The following is an 18,215-nucleotide window of genomic DNA, read 5'->3' as shown; positions in this document are numbered from 1 at the left end:
GGTTAGAGCGCCTTTTTTTTTTCTTTATCCTGCTCGTCTAGAGTGGAAGGCTGTAACGGAGTAGGCTTACCCAACAAACTTTCAAAGGCTTCATCTAGCCCTAGGTTCGTTGGGGTATCAGGCGGCTTTTCTGGCAAAGAGGCAGTGACTAGCGAATTGTTCGTACTCTTTTGTGAGCCAACATTCGGTAAATCCTGCGGCTGGGGTAACGTGTCTATTAACAAGGAGTCTACTTGTTCGAGATGATTGAGTGGGTCTAGTTTGACAGGTGTTGATTCCTCGGCGGGCTGCTGCCCATAGTCAGGTTTGAAGGGCGAAATTTCTTGGCTGGCTGGGCGTGCGGCAGTTGACGCAGTGCTCTGAACTGAAGGCGCATCCCTAAAAAGATCATCCATGCCTTCTAAGGTGAAGGGCAGGGACTCTATATCAGGGGATTGGGAGCGAGGGTCAGCGTCCAAGAAATCCTGCATTCCTAAGGAAGAGAGAGCAGAATCAAAAAGATTCGGGATCTGAGGTGCGGGGGGTAATGACACGGGCACGATATCTGGGGCATCTCCAAACAAATCGTCCATGCCTTCTAGGGTAAAGACTGAAGAGCCATCATCTGCGGCTTTGGGCAGCGGTGAGGGTTGCAGGTTGTTGCTCGTATAGGGTTCAACGACGCTTTGAGTTTCCTGAAGTGAAAGGGTTGATGGGCTAGAACGGACAGCCGGGGGCGGTGGCAGGGATGGGCTGACGGTAGGAGCATCATCAAACAGGGTGCCAAAGTCTTCAACGGTAAGGTCGGTGGCTTTGGGCAGCGGTGAGGGTCGCAGGTTGTTGCTCGTATGAGGTTCAGCGACGCTTTGAGTTTCCTGGAGTGAAAGGGTGGGTGGGCTAGAGCGGACAGTCGGTGGCGGTGGCAGGGATGGGCTGATGGTAGGAGCATCATCAAACAGGGTGCCAAAGTCTTCAACGGTAAGGTCGGCGCTGAGATCGGTACTAAGGTCGGCGCGATCGCTGAACAAGGGTTCAGGCGGCTGTACTTCTTGGGTTTCTTCTAGAAACAGGGCAAACTCATCTAAAGATGGCACATCATCGGCAGCGAGATCGTCGAATTGCCAGGTTGTGGAAACTTCTACGTTAGACAAATCTTCACTCAGGCTGCTAAGCGTCACATCATCCAATTTAAAACTGACGTTGCCAGTTTCATGAAACGCATCAGGCAGAAGATTTTCATCCAGCGCCGCACGTGTAAACTGCTCTTCTTTCCCTTCTAAGGCAAATTCAGAGTCGGGCAAGCCAATCGTCAGAGCATCCAATGGCACCGATTTAGAAGGATTAGCCACAGGTGCAATATTTTTTAGAGAAGCCCAATCACGGGCGATCGCGGGTGGCTCAACGGGGATAGATTGCGCCAATTCTGAAGGAAGATCTTGAAATAAATCGGTTAGGGAGCTAATGCTATCGGGTGCTGAAGAGGAGGGATCTAGGTCGGTGAGTAATGATTCGGTTTCAGCAGTGAGGGGAAATGACTCTAGAGATGGAGCCACACTAGAAGCATCATCAAACAATCTGGCAGGTAGCTCCGTGATGATTGTTGTTGCTGTCTTGGCTTCTTGAAAAAGTTTGGGCAACTCCAAGTCACTGCTGATGGATTCAAAGGTGAGATTAGCCAAATCCGCCACCTGATCAATGTTGTCAAGTTCGCTTTCAGGTTCAGTCGCTTTGGGCTGTATGGCTTCTGGTAATAAATCCTTGGATCGGTCATTTAGAACCGCGATCGCGGCGGGTTCATCAGGATTAGTCGCGCTATCTCCAAACAAGCTTTGGTAAAACTCATCCTGTTCAACGGAACTATCGTCTACTGGTGGAGCAGCGGCAGGAGCGTCTAGTTCACTGCTTACTTCTTCCAAAGATTTGAAGGCATCATTCAACTCGGCAGTCTCTTCATCGGTTCCTGGTTCAGATACAGGCAAATCGAAGAGTGCGATCGCCGCATCACTATCACTTAGAGAAGAAAAATCAATTTCAGCTTGTGCAGGGGGTGACTCATTGAATGGAATGCCAACATCCAAAGAGTTTGAAATGAGTTCTGTGACATCAAAATTGCCACTGTCTGCTGAGCGCAACCAAAATTCTAAGGCTGCATCCAACTCTGGCATCGACGGCAAGCTATCGTCTTGAGCCGCGATGGATTTGATTGGGTCAGTGGTAGATAAATCCGTTGCCAAAGCTGACCTGCCGGAATAGGGGAAGCTCGGGTTAGAACTGGGAGCGATCGCTGGATTCGCGATCGATTCCGAAAAAGGGTCAGGCGTAGGGTTAAACACCTCGCTGGGGGTTAGATTTGCAGCTTTGGGATCTGTTGCGGCTTGCCCTTGAGCTAACGAGAGCAAATAAGAGGACGCTTCTTGATTTAACTGTTGCGCCAACTCTTTACTAAGGGTCTTAAACGCTACTTCGCCCTGCGCTCCCATGCTATGCATCCGCTCTAGCCCTTGGATCAGCGATGCTTGATAGGCTTGAATATTACGCTGGAGGGACTCAAAAACAATATTGAGCGTGGAATCTAGGTTCACTAGCATCTGGTCAGAACGCGATCGCAAAGCTTGCAACTGCTCATATTGAGGATTAGCAAGGGCGCTCGGTGACGGGTCTCCCGAATTGCTAGGCTTTGCCTTGTAGGACAGTGCTTGAGATTGAACATTGCCTAAAGCCTGCCCAATTTGCTGAGACAAACTCTCTTGTAAGCGACTCATTAACACTTGAACCAGTTCATCAGCGAACTGTTGGGAGTTGGGAGGATGGTTAGGAGTGAATTGAGCAACCGTCTGATTTTGTCGTTCAGCTTCTAGGCGACTCAGTTCTTTCGTTAGCAACTCTCGCCGCTGCCGCAGATTCTCAAGATCCGCCTGCATTGGCTGCATGACGCTTGCCCTCAGATAGCTCATCTCTTGCAAAATGGTTTGCATGATTTGTTGAGCATCTCCCCCCAGCGATCGCGACTCAGAAATATTCGATGGATAAAATTCTGGCGGATAGCCTATGGGCATTGCATAAGTGACTTCTTGCCGCTGCCTATCCATAGGCGACTGCTGCTGAAGCACCACTAAATAGTTCCGAACACGCTCCAAAACCTGCCGCTGTTGAGCCATCTCCCTGGACATAACCCACGGCAAACGCGGATGTGCCTTTTGTAAGACGCTGTCAATTTCAGCAATTAAGGCTTGGATTTGATCCTTCTGAGAAGTCACAATGTAGCCCCTGACTAAGTAAACAAGGAAGGAGAATGGACGAGATAGCAGCTTCTAGCTCATACGATCAAGCAAAAACATTTCAGAACTTTGCCTCTGGGAAACTCACCTTGCAAGCATAAATGAAGCTGAAACTTAGCACTTAGATGGCAGACGCTAGATATTGCCCATACTCAATACTTTAGTGTGCCCATTGCCTGCGGTTACTGTCCTATCTTCAAAATGTGTCACAATTCTACCAGCACTATCTTGCTGTATGAAGTGATTGAAGTGTACGTCAGGAAGTCCAGAAAATAATAATTTTTTGGACAATGCTATCTGCCGTAGAGCAAATGACGACCCTAAGGCGATCGCGTTTGCAAATTTTTATTGCAAATCATTTGAAGATGCCCCCATCAAAACGTGATGAAATTACGGAATACGTCATGCTGAGTCCCCCTTTTTAAGATTATTGTGTTGGTTGGTAGAGACACTTGAAAAATGTCATGATCTAAAAAATGTGAATCTTTTTTTACAAATCGGTCTTCATAAAAGGTGAGAAATGACCCTAAAAATGAGAAATGAACCTGATTGAATTACTTGAATCAGATCCTAACAAGTAAACTATTATCTATCCTGTACCTGAAGTTTATTGCTGTATCCTGAAGTATCGCTCGATGGAAGATCGATTGAGTCCTCGAGACATTCCCGCTAGTATTCTAATTCGCTCATCCCTCTTTTTTGAAGGATTGCCCGAAGCGGCAGTAGAAAGAGCGACGATGAACGTAGTAACCCGCAACCATCCTCCAAATCAAGTGATTTTATTGGAGAACGATTGGGGAAGCTCTGTGTATTTTATTTTGAGTGGATGGGTCAAAATCCGTACCTATAACCTGGATGGCAAGGAAGTTACTCTAAACATTTTGGGAAAAGGTGAACTATTTGGCGAAATGGCTCCCCTCGATGAAGTGCCCCGATCAACAGATGTAATTACTCTTGCGCCCACGGTGATTGGCAACATGCCTGCTCAAGACTTTGTGCGGCTTCTAACCACGGAGCCACAGTCAGGAATTCGCCTTGCAAAGCTGATGGCGCGTCGTTTACGGCAAGTGAATCGCCGCCTGCGCCTACGAGAGTCGGATAGTACGTCGCGAGTCGCAGATATTTTGCTATTCTTGGCGGAAGGACAGGGTAAAGCCAGCGCTAGCGGCACGGGAACCGAAATTCCCAATTTACCCCATCGCGAACTTAGCAGTCTCAGCGGTTTGGCGCGGGAAACCGTCACTCGTGTACTTAGCAAGCTAGAAAAGAAAGGGTTGATCACTCGCGATCGAGATTTTCTATGTATTTCAGATGCCCACGCTCTAGAGCAATTAATGCTGTAGCGGCTGTTGAGCTAGGCAGAGTATAGGGTTAGTGCAAAATAAAGTTTCAAAGTTTGAAGTTTGATGACCAATCCTCGCGTCCTTTGTCTTGGCGAAATTTTGTTTGACTTCTTGTCAGACCAACCTGGTTTACCTTACGAGCAAGTCGCCTCTTGGACTCCCTACCCCGGTGGCGCACCCGCCAACGTCGCCTGTGCGTTAGTCAAACTGGGGACTGCTAGCGGGTTTGTCGGCTGTGTGGGTGAAGATGATCTAGGCAATATTTTGGTGAAGCTGCTGCAAGAAACCCAAGTGAATATAGACGGGGTACAGCGCCATCCAACCGCACCCACTCGTGGAGTTTATGTGGTTCGCTCGGAGACGGGCGATCGCGCCTTTGCTGGGTTTGGAAATATTGACACGTCTGAATTTGCTGATACGCAGCTTCAAGCCGATCAGCTTCCTGTTCAATTATTTAAGGCAGCGGAGTTTTTAGTGTTAGGCAGTTTAGAAATGGCATACCCTAAGAGCCATGAAGCAACCATGCAGGCAGTTCAGCTTGCCAAACAGTTTGACACTAAAATTTTGCTAGATGTGAATTGGCGACCCGTATTTTGGGCTGATCCCGCAGCGGCTCCCGCCATCATCCGCCAGTTAGTGAACCAGGCAGATTTTCTCAAGCTATCGGATGAAGAGGCAGAGTGGCTATTTGAAACAAGCGATCCTGGCGCGATCGCGGCGCAAGTTGAGCAGGTATCCGGTGTATTGGTGACGGCTGGAGAAAAAGGCTGCGCTTACTGGTTGCAGGGAAATCAAGGCACCATTCCAGCTTTTGCGATCGATGTTGAAGATACCACTGGAGCCGGAGATAGTTTTTTGGCAGGTTTTTTACACCAACTGTGTCAACAGGGTATTCAAAGCTTAGAAAATGCAGATAGTGTTCAAGCAATTGTTCGCTATGCCAGTGCCGTTGGCGCGATGACAACCACCCGCCCCGGTGCGATCGCGGCGCAGCCAGTTGCTGCTGAAGTAGAAGCTTTTTTGCAACTCAATCGATAGAAATCGACCGATGACTGAATCTTGTTCGTTTAGCTGAATCATTGGCTTTGGCAAAGATAGGGGCTATCGCTTCTAGCTTTGCCAAAGATTTATGGGCTTAAGAAATTTGGGAGCAATTCTTATTTTCTGACCCAATGCCCTTATGCTAGAGAGCTAAAAATATATAGCTCTGTCTAAGAATTCTATGGATCGCTTTACGGTTGAAGTCATTGCTCAAACTCCAAACCCGCAGCAGGTTATTTATGCCGCTATGCATCAAGATTATGCAGAAGAGTTTGTTTGGGATGAACGCGATCGCTTTCCTGATGAAAACAAATGTGGGGAAGTCATCGTTAAGCAATTACTCGCAGGCAATCGTGGACATTACGGTCCATTAGAGCATCCGCAAATCGTGCTGAACTGTGGCTGGTTTCCCCACAGCACCATGCAGCAAATTCGGACACATCGGGTTGGGATTTCTTTCGACGTACAGTCTGGACGGTATACAGGGCAACGGGTTTTAGACGTGGTAGAGGGCAAGCGCGAGGTGGAGGATGTATTCTATCTGCGTCCGCTAGGAGCTTATTCCGACCGTCAGGGAAAACATTATGATTATACTGAGGAGCAACGGCAGCAAGATATAGAGTGGTGCTTAAAGGCTTGCCATCGCTATCATGAACGGATTCACCAAGGCTTTTCTGAAGAACATGCTCGTGGCTTGATCCCGTTTGATGTCCGGCAGCATTGGGTGATGTCGGCAAATGTGCGATCGCTGATGCACTTGCTAGATTTACGATGGAAGTCGGATGCTCAGCTTGAAGCGCAGAAATTGTGCGAAACCATCTTTCCTCATTTTGAAGCGTGGGTGCCCGTGATCGCCCAATGGTATACCGCTAATCGTCTGAAGAAAGCGCGCCTAGCTCCATAGACCGAATTAAAACTTTTGTGATTTAGTGAGCTACTCTGCCTTAACTTATGCAATTTGCCCCGCTCTACCCAGTTATTCATCAAGTTCTTAAGCCGCTCTTTCCTGATTGTCTTTGGGTTGGGGATCGGGCAATCCCCGCGATCGCCCTCACCTTTGACGATGGCCCCCACCCAGACTACACCCCTCAATTGCTTGATGTTTTGGATCGCCATGGAATTGCAGCCAGTTTCTTTCTGCTAGGAATTTGTGTAAATCGTGCCCCGGCGATCGCCCACTCAATTTATCAGCACAACCATTGGTTAGGGCTACATGGCTTTGACCACCGCTCTTTCACCAACCTATCATCGACTGAGCTAAAGCAAACGTTAGAACAAACTCAAGCCGAAATTACCAAAGTCTGCCAGATTCCCTCTACTGCGATTCGGGATGTTCGTCCACCCAACGGTTTTTTCACGCCCAAGATTTTAGATTTGCTACAGAAGTGGAGCTATCGCCCCGTCATGTGGAGTGTTGTCCCCGAAGATTGGGTCAATCCTGGCGTTTCCACAGTGGTCGATCGCATTTTGCAACAGGTCGCCAATGGGTCAATTATTGTGCTGCATGATGGATATACCGGAGGCGTAGATGTTGCGGAGGTAGTGGATCGATTAATTCCGCTTTTACTACAGAAAGGCTATTTCTTTGTCACAATTGATCAACTCTGGCGGCAAGAAAATGTCTTCAAACCAAAGCAATGAGTTAACCATCGCTGTCATTAGGCAATCTATAGTGCCACCTCTAGTTCTCGACGAAAAGAACGTTTTTATCTTCAGATTTTGGTTCGTTGATACTATCCAAAGCGGCATGTATTATCGCAATGAGTTGTTCTGTCAGTTGATGACGGTCGAGTCCCATCAGCGATCGCAGCTTTATCAACTAGGTTGCAAATTTGCTCAAAACGGAGAATTTGTAGTGACCTGTTCCCAAACACATTGTCGGCTTTGGGGAAGTCTTCGAGATGATTTTGTCAAAGAGCTACTCCTTAATCCATCAACACTCGAACTACCAGCAAAATTTTCACCTTGAAAATCGCACCCTATTGTGAATAATCATGAATAAAATTGTTTGTTTTCTTTAATTTCTATAATCAGTTTTATAGCTTCTACTTATATAAACCCGATTTCTTTAAAAACCTAATCGAGCAATCATCCCTCAATTTTAAGATCTTAGTAATTCAATTCACTCAGCGTGAGAAGCTCCTATACAGTTCTGCTAAAGCAGATAGAGCAACGGATCTAGGCTTCTAACCTAGAGATTTTTTAACTTCATTCAAATGGCTGAGAACCTTAAGCCATTTCTAGGAACATTTGATGATTCTCACCAATTCCTTAGAAATAGCGAACTAAATTAATATGGATTCAGATCCTATTTCAGACGATCTGAGTTAATTTAGCAGAAGGAGCTTGCGCTTTTCAATTCTCGTCTACCATTAGAAATAGATCTAAGTTGCAGTCTTGGCTTACTTGGCACAGACACTCACTACCAAATGAGTTACAGCTTGCAGATGGTTTATCTCAAGCCGGACACAGCACTTAGGAATTTCGGAGATAAGATTAGTAAGGCACTCAGCAGGACAATCGATTCATGTTCCACTTTGCTAGTTACGGTTCATGCCTTATTTGAGTGATGACTGTATTCAAAAAGAGAAAAATAGCATTGTGAAAAGACCTGTGATCGAAACATCCTAAAGCATCACCTTTCCACGAATGGCGAGGCGGTTGATTTGAAGTTTGAACTATGAGGTAAGGAGTATACTGTGTATCTAGCTAGACTTTATTCGCTAGCGCTACAAAGTTTTCTCTCTATTTGCAAATCCTTTAGCTGATGTTGGTAAACAACATTAGCGATTTCCATTTGTTAGTTAAGGAGCATGAGGAACACGGCATGACCCAGGTCAATAACGTACTCGAAATCGAGTTGCTAGGTAGCGCTTCTGATAGTTTACCCGACAACGATTTAGTCTTCATCGATGAAGATGATGATGATTCAGATGATGGCGTAGCTGCATCAGATGAGGATGGCAAGCCAGGTAAGGCTAAACCAGGTCGCCGCCGCGCGCAAGCAAAGAAAAAGCACTATACAGAAGACTCTATTCGCCTGTATTTGCAGGAGATTGGGCGTATTCGGTTGTTGCGCGCCGATGAAGAAATTGAGTTGGCACGGAAGATTGCTGATTTGCTTGATTTGGAACGGATACGTGAAAGCTTGTCTCAGCAGTTAGAGCGCTGTCCTCAAAACTCTGAGTGGGCAAATGCCGTAAATATGCCATTAACCGCCTTTCTCCATCGCCTTCATTTGGGGCGGAGGGCAAAAGACAAGATGGTTCAGTCCAACTTGCGATTGGTCGTTTCCATCGCAAAAAAATACATGAATCGCGGGTTGTCTTTTCAAGATTTGATTCAAGAAGGCAGCTTGGGGTTGATTCGGGCGGCTGAAAAGTTTGACCATGAGAAAGGGTATAAGTTTTCAACTTATGCGACTTGGTGGATTCGGCAGGCAATTACGAGAGCGATCGCGGATCAATCTCGCACCATTCGTCTTCCGGTTCACTTATACGAAACTATCTCTCGAATCAAGAAAACGACAAAATTGCTTTCTCAAGAAATGGGTCGTAAGCCCACTGAAGAAGAAATTGCAACTCGGATGGAAATGACCATTGAGAAATTGCGTTTTATTGCCAAGTCTGCCCAACTTCCGATTTCCTTAGAAACCCCCATCGGCAAGGAAGAAGATTCTCGTTTGGGTGATTTCATCGAGTCCGATGGCGAAACCCCAGAAGACCAAGTTGCCAAGAACTTGCTGCGAGAAGACTTGGAAAATGTGTTGGATACTCTTAGCCCTCGTGAACGCGATGTGTTGAGATTGCGCTATGGCTTAGACGATGGACGCATGAAAACGTTGGAAGAAATCGGTCAGATTTTCAACGTGACTCGTGAACGAATTCGCCAAATTGAAGCGAAAGCACTCCGCAAGCTGCGCCATCCTAACCGGAATAGTGTTTTGAAGGAATACATTCGGTAGACACAAGAAAATCAGTTCATTGTTGAAAGCTCAGTGAGTGGTCACTGAGCTTTTTGTATGGTTTGAAAAAATCTGCTGCGTTCGGATTCAGATAACTCGCGTCCATTTCAACGACTTAGTTTAATTGACTCGATATTAATGGTGAATTTAAGCCAACCCCTAGTAGAATAGCGTGCATATTTTTAGTTCTGCTCTGGGCAAACAATGAAGATTGTAAAGATGCAATTGCGTCAAGGAACAGTAATAGCGGTGGTGGGCTGGATAGGAATTGGAAGTGGGTTGTTCACGGCATCCCTGCCAGGGTTGGCTGCATTCGAGACAGTTCAAGTTGCCCAAACTAAACCTGCTCCTAGTGGGGCTTCAGCAGAAGCAGTAGTGAACCAAGGTTTACAGTATATTCAGCAAGGAAAATTGAATGATGCGATCGCGGCATTTCGCCGAGCCGCCCAACTCGATCCCCGGATGGCTGCGGCTCACTACAACTTAGGCTTAGCGCTCCGCCAGCAGGGACAACTACAGCCCGCAGCCAGCGCTTTTTATCAGGCAACTCAGGCAAACCCCCGATTTGCCCTTGCCTATGCAAATTTGGGTGCAGCGTTGCTAGAAGGCAGCAATGTGGCTCAGGCAAGAGATTATTTAAAACGGGCGATCGACCTCGATCCCAACTTGGGGTTAGCTCACTACAACTTAGGGTTAGCATTGGAGCAGCAGAAAGCCTACGATCAAGCCGCGATCGCCTTTAAAAAGGCGATGCAGCTTAGCCCTACTGCACCTGAACCGTCCTATCATTTGGGCTTAGTTTATTTACAGCAGCGTAAAGATGCCGAAGCGCTAGCGGCTTTTCAGCAAGCATTGCGGGTTAATCCTAAGTATGCTGAAGCCCATTACAATATTGGCTCAATGCTATTTAGGCAGGGCAAGCTAGACGATGCTCTCAACGCATTTCGCCGCGCAGCAGATGCCAACTCAAACTATGCCAACTCCTACTATGCAGCAGGTTTGGTCTTTATGAAGCAAGGAAAGTTTAAAGACGCTCAGGTTGTTCTTAAATATGCCAAAGACTTATACGCAAAGCAAGGCAACACTCAATGGTCAAGCAAAGCGGATCAAAGCTTACAGAGAGCCACGGTAGGACAGAATTAAGGCTTATTTCTAATCATCTACCCGAATGAATCTAAGTCTAAAGCTTTAGAGCCGCCTTCTTGAAGCTGAATAAGGATTTTACCAAGCTGAAACCAAATCAACCAGGCAATCAGGACTGTGAGCGGCAGGGCGATCGCGTAAGCAAGATTAGCAGGAAATCCGAAAATCTCCATGCCTGACGATAAGAAGACACAGACTCCGGCAGCAATGCCTAGAAATGGGAGCAACAGTTGCAACCCTCTCAGGCTCATCAAATCCTGTTTAGAACGACTTATAGACCAGCTTTTAACGGACTGTTTTAAAACAGCATTAAAAGCAGCACCAGAAGCGAAGCTAGCCAATAAGCCAGCAATTAGTAAAAAATAAGGAGGTTCAGGAAAACTGTACATTTAGGTTCATAACTCTTTACAGTCAACCATACACTGTTTTAGAGAGTTAATTTACCGGAATCAGGTTTCGGGAATCAGGTTTTGGGGATCAGGTTTCAGGGATCAGGTTTCAGGGGCAAAAGCAAGTGAGAGAAATTCTGCTCCTTTTGCTTGCTGAACTTCATAGGATTGCTGAATCGATATACCAGTTTTAGAAGGCGCAAGCTTAAGCTAGAAAAATAGAGACAGTTTACGAGAGATTTGATGGAAATCGGTATCCCGAAGGAAACGAAAGATCAAGAATATCGAGTGGGGCTGAGTCCCAGTAGTGTGAGATCGCTGACCGAACGAGGGCATCATCTCTTTGTTGAAACCAATGCTGGAATGGGAGCAGGGTTTAGCAATGAGGACTATACGCAGGCAGGAGCCAGCCTAGTTTCAACAGCAGCAGCATGGAGCCAGCCTTTAGTCGTCAAGGTGAAGGAACCTTTGATTCCGGAATATGAATATTTGCAAAAAGGACAACTGCTGTTTACTTACCTTCATTTGGCTGCCGATCGCCGTTTGACAGAACAGTTATTGAACTGCGGGGTGACCGCGATCGCCTACGAAACGGTGGAACTACCCGATAAACGCCTGCCCTTACTAGCACCGATGAGCATTATCGCTGGACGTTTGGCAGTGCAGTTTGGTGCCCACTACTTAGAGCGGCAGCAAGGCGGACGAGGGGTTTTGCTCGGTGGAATTCCGGGAGTTGCGCCAGGTAAGGTTGTGATTTTGGGCGGCGGCATTGTGGGCACCGAAGCAGCCCGAATCGCGATCGGCATGGGTGCCCAAGTGACCATTTTAGATATCAGCGTCGATCGCTTGTCCTATCTAGAATCCATCTTTGGCTCTAGGGTAGAGCTACTCTACAGCAGCGCGGCTCAGATTGAAGCCGCCGTTCTCACAGCAGATTTATTAGTGGGAGCAGTGTTGGTACTAGCAAGCAAAGCGCCCGTCTTGGTTTCTCGCAAGCTAGTTCAAGCCATGCGTCCCGGCTCTGTGATTATCGATGTAGCAGTGGATCAGGGCGGCTGTATTGAAACGATCCGTCCCACGTCTCATTCTCACCCGACCTATGAAGAATCTGGCATTGTTCACTGTGGTGTTCCCAATATGCCTGGAGCCGTTCCCTGGACAGCAACCCAAGCATTGAACAACAGTACCCTGCCTTACGTGCTAAAACTGGCAAACTTCGGAGTAGCCGCCCTAGACAAAGATCCCGTCTTCGCAAAAGGGTTGAATGTTCAAAATAACCGCCTGATCCATCCTGCTGTACAAACAGTGTTTCCAGATTTAGTTCATTAATCTGTCAAGAATTTCATATTTAAAAGGAACAGACTAAAAAGCATAAACCAGCCGCAAGACCCATTCCCAAATGGTGCCAACAGAGCGATTATTGGGATTTCTCACGAGCAGCAAAGCGGGGCTAAAGCTAACGCGGTCATTCAAATTGAAACTGTAATAAGCTTCAAGATTAGTTTGAGTGGCGTTGCCTAGATCTGGTTCAATGGATGGCATCCCGATCGCTACTCCTGCCACCGATCCAGGAATACCAATATTTCGAGCAGTGCCACCGACTGCCCAAGTGATGGGCGTTAACTTGAGCATTTGGTTGAGCGCGGTGTTGAATCCGCTGTAGCTGCCAATACCCACCCGCCCAAAAACTGCAAACTGCCGATTCAGTGCCCATTCAAAATTAAATCCACCGGCATTAATTGCTGTGCCGTTAATCGTGGCAGAGGTATATTGCAGTCGAGTTACCAAATTTTTATCGAAAGCATATTCTAATTCAACGCTGCCCTGGTTGCGATCGCCAAACAACCCACCATTGTTACCATTATTGACCGTTGAATTAGGTTGGTTCTCATCAGTGGCGATATAGAGCGATCGGATTGTGAAAGGCGAATTTTCACTCGGCTTCCAACTTAAAGCAGCCCCCGCGCCACCCGGACGATCCACTGGGTTTTGCACAATCAGCGGATTGTTCATAAAAAAGCTGGAGGAGAAATTGGTGAGTGAGTCATTGGCAAATCGGTTGTAGTCAATAAAATCACGCGGATTTAGCCGAGCGCCTAGGGTCAACGTTAGGGTTTTGGCAGGGCGAAACGTGTAATAAAGTTTGCTGATTTGAACCGCATTTGACACCGCAACATAATCTAAGCCGCCGCCATCTGCCAAGATCCCGATCGTGCCGAGCAAATTTGCTCCCCGATTTTGGCGGTTGCTGATGGCATCGCCGCTGTTTGTGCCTGCTTCTAGCTGAGTTCGCAATAGGTCGCTACCGGAAAAGCTGGTATCAAGGGTAAGGCGAACTCTAGCTAACGTGGTCGTTTGGGCGTTGGTGCCATCGCTGAGCGCCGCGACGACTTGAGTTGATAATTTAGTGGTGGTGGAAAACTGCTGTTTTTCTAGTTTGGCAGTCAGCAGTTCCAACGTGTTGACGCGATCGCTTTCTCCTTTCAAAATACTGCCATAAGAAGCTTGCAGTCGCCGGATCGTCGCCACATCTTCACGGATTCTTCCTAAGTCGCCTGCAATAAACAACTGTTCGATTTTGGTTGCGACCTGATTTAATACGGCGACAAATTCGTCGCGGCTCAAAGGACGATCGCCCCGAAAAGTGCGATCGCCATATCCAATCACTACACCATACTTTTCCACCAATGCTTTTACGGCTTGATATGCCCAATCGCTCGGTTGCACATCCTGCAACTCAGCCACCGAGCGCACTTGTCCCAAACCATCAGCGTCCTCTGGTGAACACAATAGCGGATCGGCGGCAAACGTGGGGATCAAATCAGGGCATGGGGTTGATGGCGCGGTTGAAACTGGAGGAGAATCCGAAGAGTGCAAGCTTTCTGCTATACCCGGTTCTATATCCATAGCCAACCCCAACAAAACCAGTAATAGCCAATTTTTTCGTAACACGCGATCGCTCCTCACCCATACTCAAGACAACCAGCAAAGCTGCTCAAATTAAACTCTATTAGATGAGAGATGATGAAGGATGGCTTTCAACTATTTATTCATGCTTCTATGGAAAATGCTGCCTGCTAGCGATCGCCATTACAGTGATGTGTCGCTTGTATGACTTCCCACGGGAATCAACTGACTGTGTGCTAAGACAGGAAAGATAAATAAGATTGAAATTCTATGAGAGAAATTCTTGCAAGTGCGTTAGATGTCTTTAACAAGCACAGCGGCTGGATTATTTGGAATCTATTTCTGGCATTTATTCCCTTTGCCTTAAGCTTTTATCTTTATCGCCGCCGCTCCACTTCTCGCACCCTGCTATGGTGGGCTGCCTTTGCGGTTTTTTTCGCTTTTTTGCCCAATGCACCTTATTTGCTGACGGATATTATTCATCTGATTCGAGCCACGCGATCGGGCTATTCTGCGTGGATTATTGCTCTTATTTTTATTCCATTGCATCTTTTTGCCATTTTAAGCGGATTTCAGATGTATGTGATTTCTCTGCTCAATCAAGGACATTACATCAAACGAATTGGCTTAGAAAAATATATTAATAGCTCTGAAATTGCGACCCATGCTCTTTGTGCATTGGGTGTTTATATGGGAAGATTTCGTCGCTTTAATAGTTGGGATTTAGTCAGCGACCCAGCAAATGTGCTGTTGATAACGCTGGATGATTTGACTAGCAAACGCCCTGCGATCGTGATTTCTATTTCGTTTATCGGTTTAACAGTTTTGTATTGGGTTGCCAAACAAATTACATTAGGACTCGTTCTGCGGTTTCGTGAAATGCAGGCTAAACAGGAATGGTTTGAGTAGAACGAATCAATTGCTGTTTGTAGAGTGAACGTCACGACAAGGGAACCCCAACTGAACCACTATGCACTTTCAGTGCATAGGTTCCTTAAGGGCTAAAGCCCAAGTCGGGGATTCGTTGAATGCATCATTAGGTGTGAGATTTGTAAAATGGTGAAACTCACCTCGAAGAGCCATCTAGCCCAGAAGTGTGTAGCAACTAAGTCTTGCACTGAAAGTGCAGTAGTCTAAGGACTAGTGTGTTTAGGAGAATCAAAGCGAAGTTTGGGCAAGTGAATCGATGAATCGCATCATTAACGACGGGCTAGCCGCTGGTTATTAGCTATTTGCCCTTAAATGTCTTTCGATGCTTTTTATCCCTCTTAAATCACTCTGAGAGAGATTATCTAGAATAAGGTGTAAGTCTATTTCAATTCAATTGCTATGTCAGGGTCTAGAGCAGCTCGTACTACTATTTGCTTTGTGGATGAATACTGCCAATTGTATGAGGGATTATTTCCGAAGTGCGAAGCTATGAAAGCTTGAAGCTGTTGCACTTGGGGACGTATGGCAGTGAGATTAAACGTAAGTCTTTACCTGCTATTGCCAAAGCAGTGGGATTAACTCATCCACAAAACTTGCATCACTTTCTGACCGAATCCCCTTGGCAAGTGCACCCGTTACGCCAGAAACGATTGGAGTTAGAATCTTTAGGCGTGGCAACCCAAGGTCGCTGTATTTACCCTTATCGACGAAACCGGAGACTGCAAGGAAGCACTGATTACGTCAAACGGCAATACATCGGCAACGTGGGTAAGAAAGAGAATGGCATTGTCGCGGTCACTGCCTACGGCTTAGTCGATGGCATGATTCGGCCATTGAGTTTTGAGGTGTATAAACCCACAGAACGACTCAGAAGAAGAAGAAGCGTATCAAAGTAAATCGCAAATTGCCGCGAGGCTATTTGAGACCTGCAAGCACTAGGATTTAAATTTGAATTGGTGCTGGCGATAGCTTGTATGGCGAAAAAAGTCAAACTTTGTGGATGTGCTAGATGAGTTGAAACTGCCTTATATTCGGCCATTCGCAGCAACCATGCTCTGTGGCTACCGCAAGGACCAAGAAGTTCACCAAGAGCCTTGGCAGACCTTCAAGCGCACCTTTAGTAATGGCACCACTGAGACCCGTCATATGGCAGAGGTGATTTACGGACACCTTACCGCCAGCAGTACTGGGATTCGAATGCACCACCTCAGACTCCGCCAGACAATTCCACTTCCTTTGTCATGGTCTGTGCCCCGGGAGTAAGACTGGGTGAAATTGGCGACAGCTATGGCTTTAGAACTTGGGATTGAGTATGGTCTCAAGCAAGCCAAAGATGCCTTAGGTTGGGCTGATTTCCGGGTGACCCGCTATGAAGCAGATCGCGAAACGGTGCAAGTTAACTATGAGCGCGTTTCTCATGGTCAGCTTATCTGCGGATTATTGGACCATTTGTCCTCGCACATCAACAGTTCGTGCAACATCCCTGGTGGGACAATCAAAGCGGTTGGAAGAATTTACTCAACAATTTGCGCTTAATCATCCAACCCTTAATCGCTTCAATTGGCTCAAGCGTTGGTTAGTCGTAACATCCGCACTTTCAACTGGCAAAAGGATTTCCCCTCAACACAGCAAGTAGTACTGTCGGCAAGCAGAACCCAGGAATTGGATAATTGTGAGTCATCGTCCGTTAGATTCACGACCTGTTTAACGCCATTGAGCACCACCAAGTGGACTGCCATGAAACACTGAAACACCCAATGCAGGGTTGGACATGGCGTCCCTTTGCCCAGTTGATTGGAATTGTTTGATCTGCCCCTTGCAAAGGCAAGCGGAGTTGGCGTTGTCCCAGGTTGTACACCAGTAAGCACACGCCCATGATCATGCCGAGTGCCATAATCCGTTCTGGGGATTTGAGAAAGACACTGGAGGCGAAGAACATTGGGTCTTTGATAATCTAGCCTTGCTTGTTGCTTTGTTGCCCCTTGTACTTGGAAGTGCCGGTTGCTCTGTCCAATTGCTCGGAACTAGACATTGGTTGCCAGCACAAAGCGTCCAGCTCGTTGCTGATGCTGTGTCACAACCATCGAGTTGAGTGTTAATGACGCTTGTGGTTGATAGGTAATGCGGCTAGGAGAGTCTTCTGGTTTGGGTTTACCTGCTTTGATAATATCCCCAACGTTTGTTTCACGTTCATGTCCACTAATTGATGCCAGGGTCATGCCAACTCTTCAGTGCTGCTAATGCGATCTGCTTTGCAGCAAATTCTTGACTGCAAAGTCGACGCAATCGCGATTTCCAATGAGTCGTTGCCTTTGCCAATGTCTTGTCCAATTGTTTCAGGTCAGCCTGCTTGCGCTCAGCATCTTCGACCACAAACCAACGTTGCTCTACCCACTCATACTCACAGCAACAACTGTTGTGATCTGATACTCCTTTAGGGCTGCAGGAATTAACGCAGTATTGGGCAATGATTTCATTAACTCTGATGCCGCAGTCAGCGTCAAGGGCACCCGAGCCAGCCATCAACCCCTACAAACTGCTCCAGATTGTCCTGACTGTAGAGAGCCGCATCCGCCACATACAACCCCTCAAAGTTCCACTCGGACTTGAGCTCCTGTATGGAAGGTAGCAAAGCGTGTCTTATCAGATTGATTGCCATCGGCTACTCGACAAAGGCAGGAATATCACCATTGCCCCAACACACCAGGTTCATGACAAACTGCTTCAGGTCAGGACGATGGTCACGCCAATACCCATAGGTCAACGTAATCGGAACAGGCGCAAGCGCTGCCAACCACCTCTGACGCCTCATAAGCGCCCTCGACCGCAAACGAAGTGGCATCAACATGGGCACTTTTGCGCTCGATGCCAAACTTCTGAGCACACCTGACGCAAATCTTCAGAAATAGTTCACTCAGTGACTGCTATAGAGCGCATCGAGCACTCGTCCTAAGCGGTCGTCATTGAGATACTCGGGGAGCACTGCTCCCAGCAAATGCTCGCACGCTTTGCCCACTGAAGAATTGAAACAAGTACAACGGTGCTGAAACCAGCCTCAACCATTGAAAATCATGGCTTTTACTACTACTCCAGGGCTAATCTGTTCGGCGGGTCTTCACCCAAGTGTTGATTGACCTGTTCCACAATCTCCAACTGTCTACCAATCCGGCAACAATGCCTAGATGGTCGAGGCTTTCCTTGTTATCAACTCGATCCAGACGACAATAAGCATGGCGGGTAA

The 18,215-nt window shown here is 47.0% G+C and carries 11 protein-coding genes and 2 pseudogenes; 9 read left to right on the top strand and 4 right to left on the bottom strand.

All coding sequences use genetic code 11. The features are described from left to right. Window positions 1-2: 2 nt before the first annotated feature. Window positions 3-3,236 carry a hypothetical protein gene (locus tag AC1S5B_RS27700; protein WP_482038877.1) on the bottom strand — a complete coding sequence of 1,078 codons (3,234 nt, stop codon included), beginning with the start codon at window positions 3,234-3,236 and terminating at the stop codon, window positions 3-5. Between the two features lie 668 nt (window positions 3,237-3,904). Here AC1S5B_RS27700 and AC1S5B_RS27695 point away from each other — a divergent pair. The 6 genes from AC1S5B_RS27695 to AC1S5B_RS27670 all read left to right on the top strand — a co-directional run bounded on the left by AC1S5B_RS27695 (window position 3,905) and on the right by AC1S5B_RS27670 (window position 10,748). After that, the gene (locus tag AC1S5B_RS27695) at window positions 3,905-4,600 is read left to right on the top strand and encodes a Crp/Fnr family transcriptional regulator (protein WP_482038876.1); all 696 of its coding nucleotides are present in this window, start codon (window positions 3,905-3,907) and stop codon (window positions 4,598-4,600) included. Between the two features lie 63 nt (window positions 4,601-4,663). Further along, window positions 4,664-5,638 carry a carbohydrate kinase family protein gene (locus tag AC1S5B_RS27690; protein ID WP_482038875.1) on the top strand — a complete coding sequence of 325 codons (975 nt, stop codon included), beginning with the start codon at window positions 4,664-4,666 and terminating at the stop codon, window positions 5,636-5,638. A 184-nt stretch (window positions 5,639-5,822) separates the two neighbouring features. Beyond that, window positions 5,823-6,545: an FAD-dependent thymidylate synthase gene (gene thyX, locus AC1S5B_RS27685; protein ID WP_482038874.1), complete on the top strand. Its 723-nt coding sequence runs from the start codon at window positions 5,823-5,825 to the stop codon at window positions 6,543-6,545. A gap of 47 nt (window positions 6,546-6,592) precedes the next feature. Next, entirely contained in the window at window positions 6,593-7,282 is a 690-nt protein-coding gene (locus tag AC1S5B_RS27680) for a polysaccharide deacetylase family protein (RefSeq protein WP_482038873.1), read from the top strand. A gap of 1,186 nt (window positions 7,283-8,468) precedes the next feature. Beyond that, window positions 8,469-9,605, top strand: a complete 1,137-nt coding sequence (rpoD, locus tag AC1S5B_RS27675; protein WP_482038872.1) for an RNA polymerase sigma factor RpoD — start codon at window positions 8,469-8,471, stop codon at window positions 9,603-9,605. Between the two features lie 219 nt (window positions 9,606-9,824). Then, window positions 9,825-10,748 (top strand): tetratricopeptide repeat protein, encoded by a 924-nt coding sequence (locus AC1S5B_RS27670; protein WP_482038871.1) that lies wholly within the window; start codon window positions 9,825-9,827, stop codon window positions 10,746-10,748. A 17-nt stretch (window positions 10,749-10,765) separates the two neighbouring features. Here AC1S5B_RS27670 and AC1S5B_RS27665 read toward each other — a convergent pair whose 3' ends face one another. Beyond that, window positions 10,766-11,137, bottom strand: coding sequence for a hypothetical protein (locus tag AC1S5B_RS27665; protein WP_482038870.1), 372 nt, complete (start codon window positions 11,135-11,137; stop codon window positions 10,766-10,768). A gap of 243 nt (window positions 11,138-11,380) precedes the next feature. Between AC1S5B_RS27665 and ald the strand changes: the two genes are divergently transcribed. Beyond that, window positions 11,381-12,466: an alanine dehydrogenase gene (gene ald / locus AC1S5B_RS27660; RefSeq protein WP_482038869.1), complete on the top strand. Its 1,086-nt coding sequence runs from the start codon at window positions 11,381-11,383 to the stop codon at window positions 12,464-12,466. A gap of 33 nt (window positions 12,467-12,499) precedes the next feature. Here the strand turns inward: ald and AC1S5B_RS27655 are convergent, their stop codons facing one another. Then, entirely contained in the window at window positions 12,500-14,089 is a 1,590-nt protein-coding gene (locus tag AC1S5B_RS27655; protein ID WP_482038868.1) for an iron uptake porin, read from the bottom strand. A 225-nt stretch (window positions 14,090-14,314) separates the two neighbouring features. Between AC1S5B_RS27655 and AC1S5B_RS27650 the strand changes: the two genes are divergently transcribed. Together AC1S5B_RS27650 and AC1S5B_RS27645 are read left to right on the top strand one after the other, a co-directional pair. Then, on the top strand, window positions 14,315-14,953 hold the full coding sequence (locus tag AC1S5B_RS27650) for a DUF1361 domain-containing protein (RefSeq protein WP_482038867.1): 639 nt from the start codon (window positions 14,315-14,317) through the stop codon (window positions 14,951-14,953). Between the two features lie 420 nt (window positions 14,954-15,373). Next, window positions 15,374-16,644, top strand: a pseudogene (locus AC1S5B_RS27645) (IS701 family transposase). Here the strand turns inward: AC1S5B_RS27645 and AC1S5B_RS27640 are convergent. Continuing rightward, window positions 16,595-18,192, bottom strand: a pseudogene (locus AC1S5B_RS27640) (IS1634 family transposase). The pseudogenes AC1S5B_RS27645 and AC1S5B_RS27640 sit on opposite strands and share 50 nt — an antisense overlap. Window positions 18,193-18,215 lie beyond the last annotated feature (23 nt).

This window comes from Leptolyngbya sp. CALU 1928, from assembly GCF_056784215.1.
Note: the sequence above shows the minus strand (reverse complement) of the source record. Positions and strands in the feature narration are given on the sequence as shown.

Coding starts and splice junctions, on each gene's coding strand:
- AC1S5B_RS27690 (WP_482038875.1), top strand. CDS start 4,664: ATGACCAATCCTCGCGTCCTTTGTCTTGGCGAAATTTTGTTTGACTTC.
- thyX (WP_482038874.1), top strand. CDS start 5,823: ATGGATCGCTTTACGGTTGAAGTCATTGCTCAAACTCCAAACCCGCAG.
- AC1S5B_RS27680 (WP_482038873.1), top strand. CDS start 6,593: ATGCAATTTGCCCCGCTCTACCCAGTTATTCATCAAGTTCTTAAGCCG.
- rpoD (WP_482038872.1), top strand. CDS start 8,469: ATGACCCAGGTCAATAACGTACTCGAAATCGAGTTGCTAGGTAGCGCT.
- AC1S5B_RS27670 (WP_482038871.1), top strand. CDS start 9,825: ATGCAATTGCGTCAAGGAACAGTAATAGCGGTGGTGGGCTGGATAGGA.
- AC1S5B_RS27665 (WP_482038870.1), bottom strand. CDS start 11,137: ATGTACAGTTTTCCTGAACCTCCTTATTTTTTACTAATTGCTGGCTTA.
- ald (WP_482038869.1), top strand. CDS start 11,381: ATGGAAATCGGTATCCCGAAGGAAACGAAAGATCAAGAATATCGAGTG.
- AC1S5B_RS27650 (WP_482038867.1), top strand. CDS start 14,315: ATGAGAGAAATTCTTGCAAGTGCGTTAGATGTCTTTAACAAGCACAGC.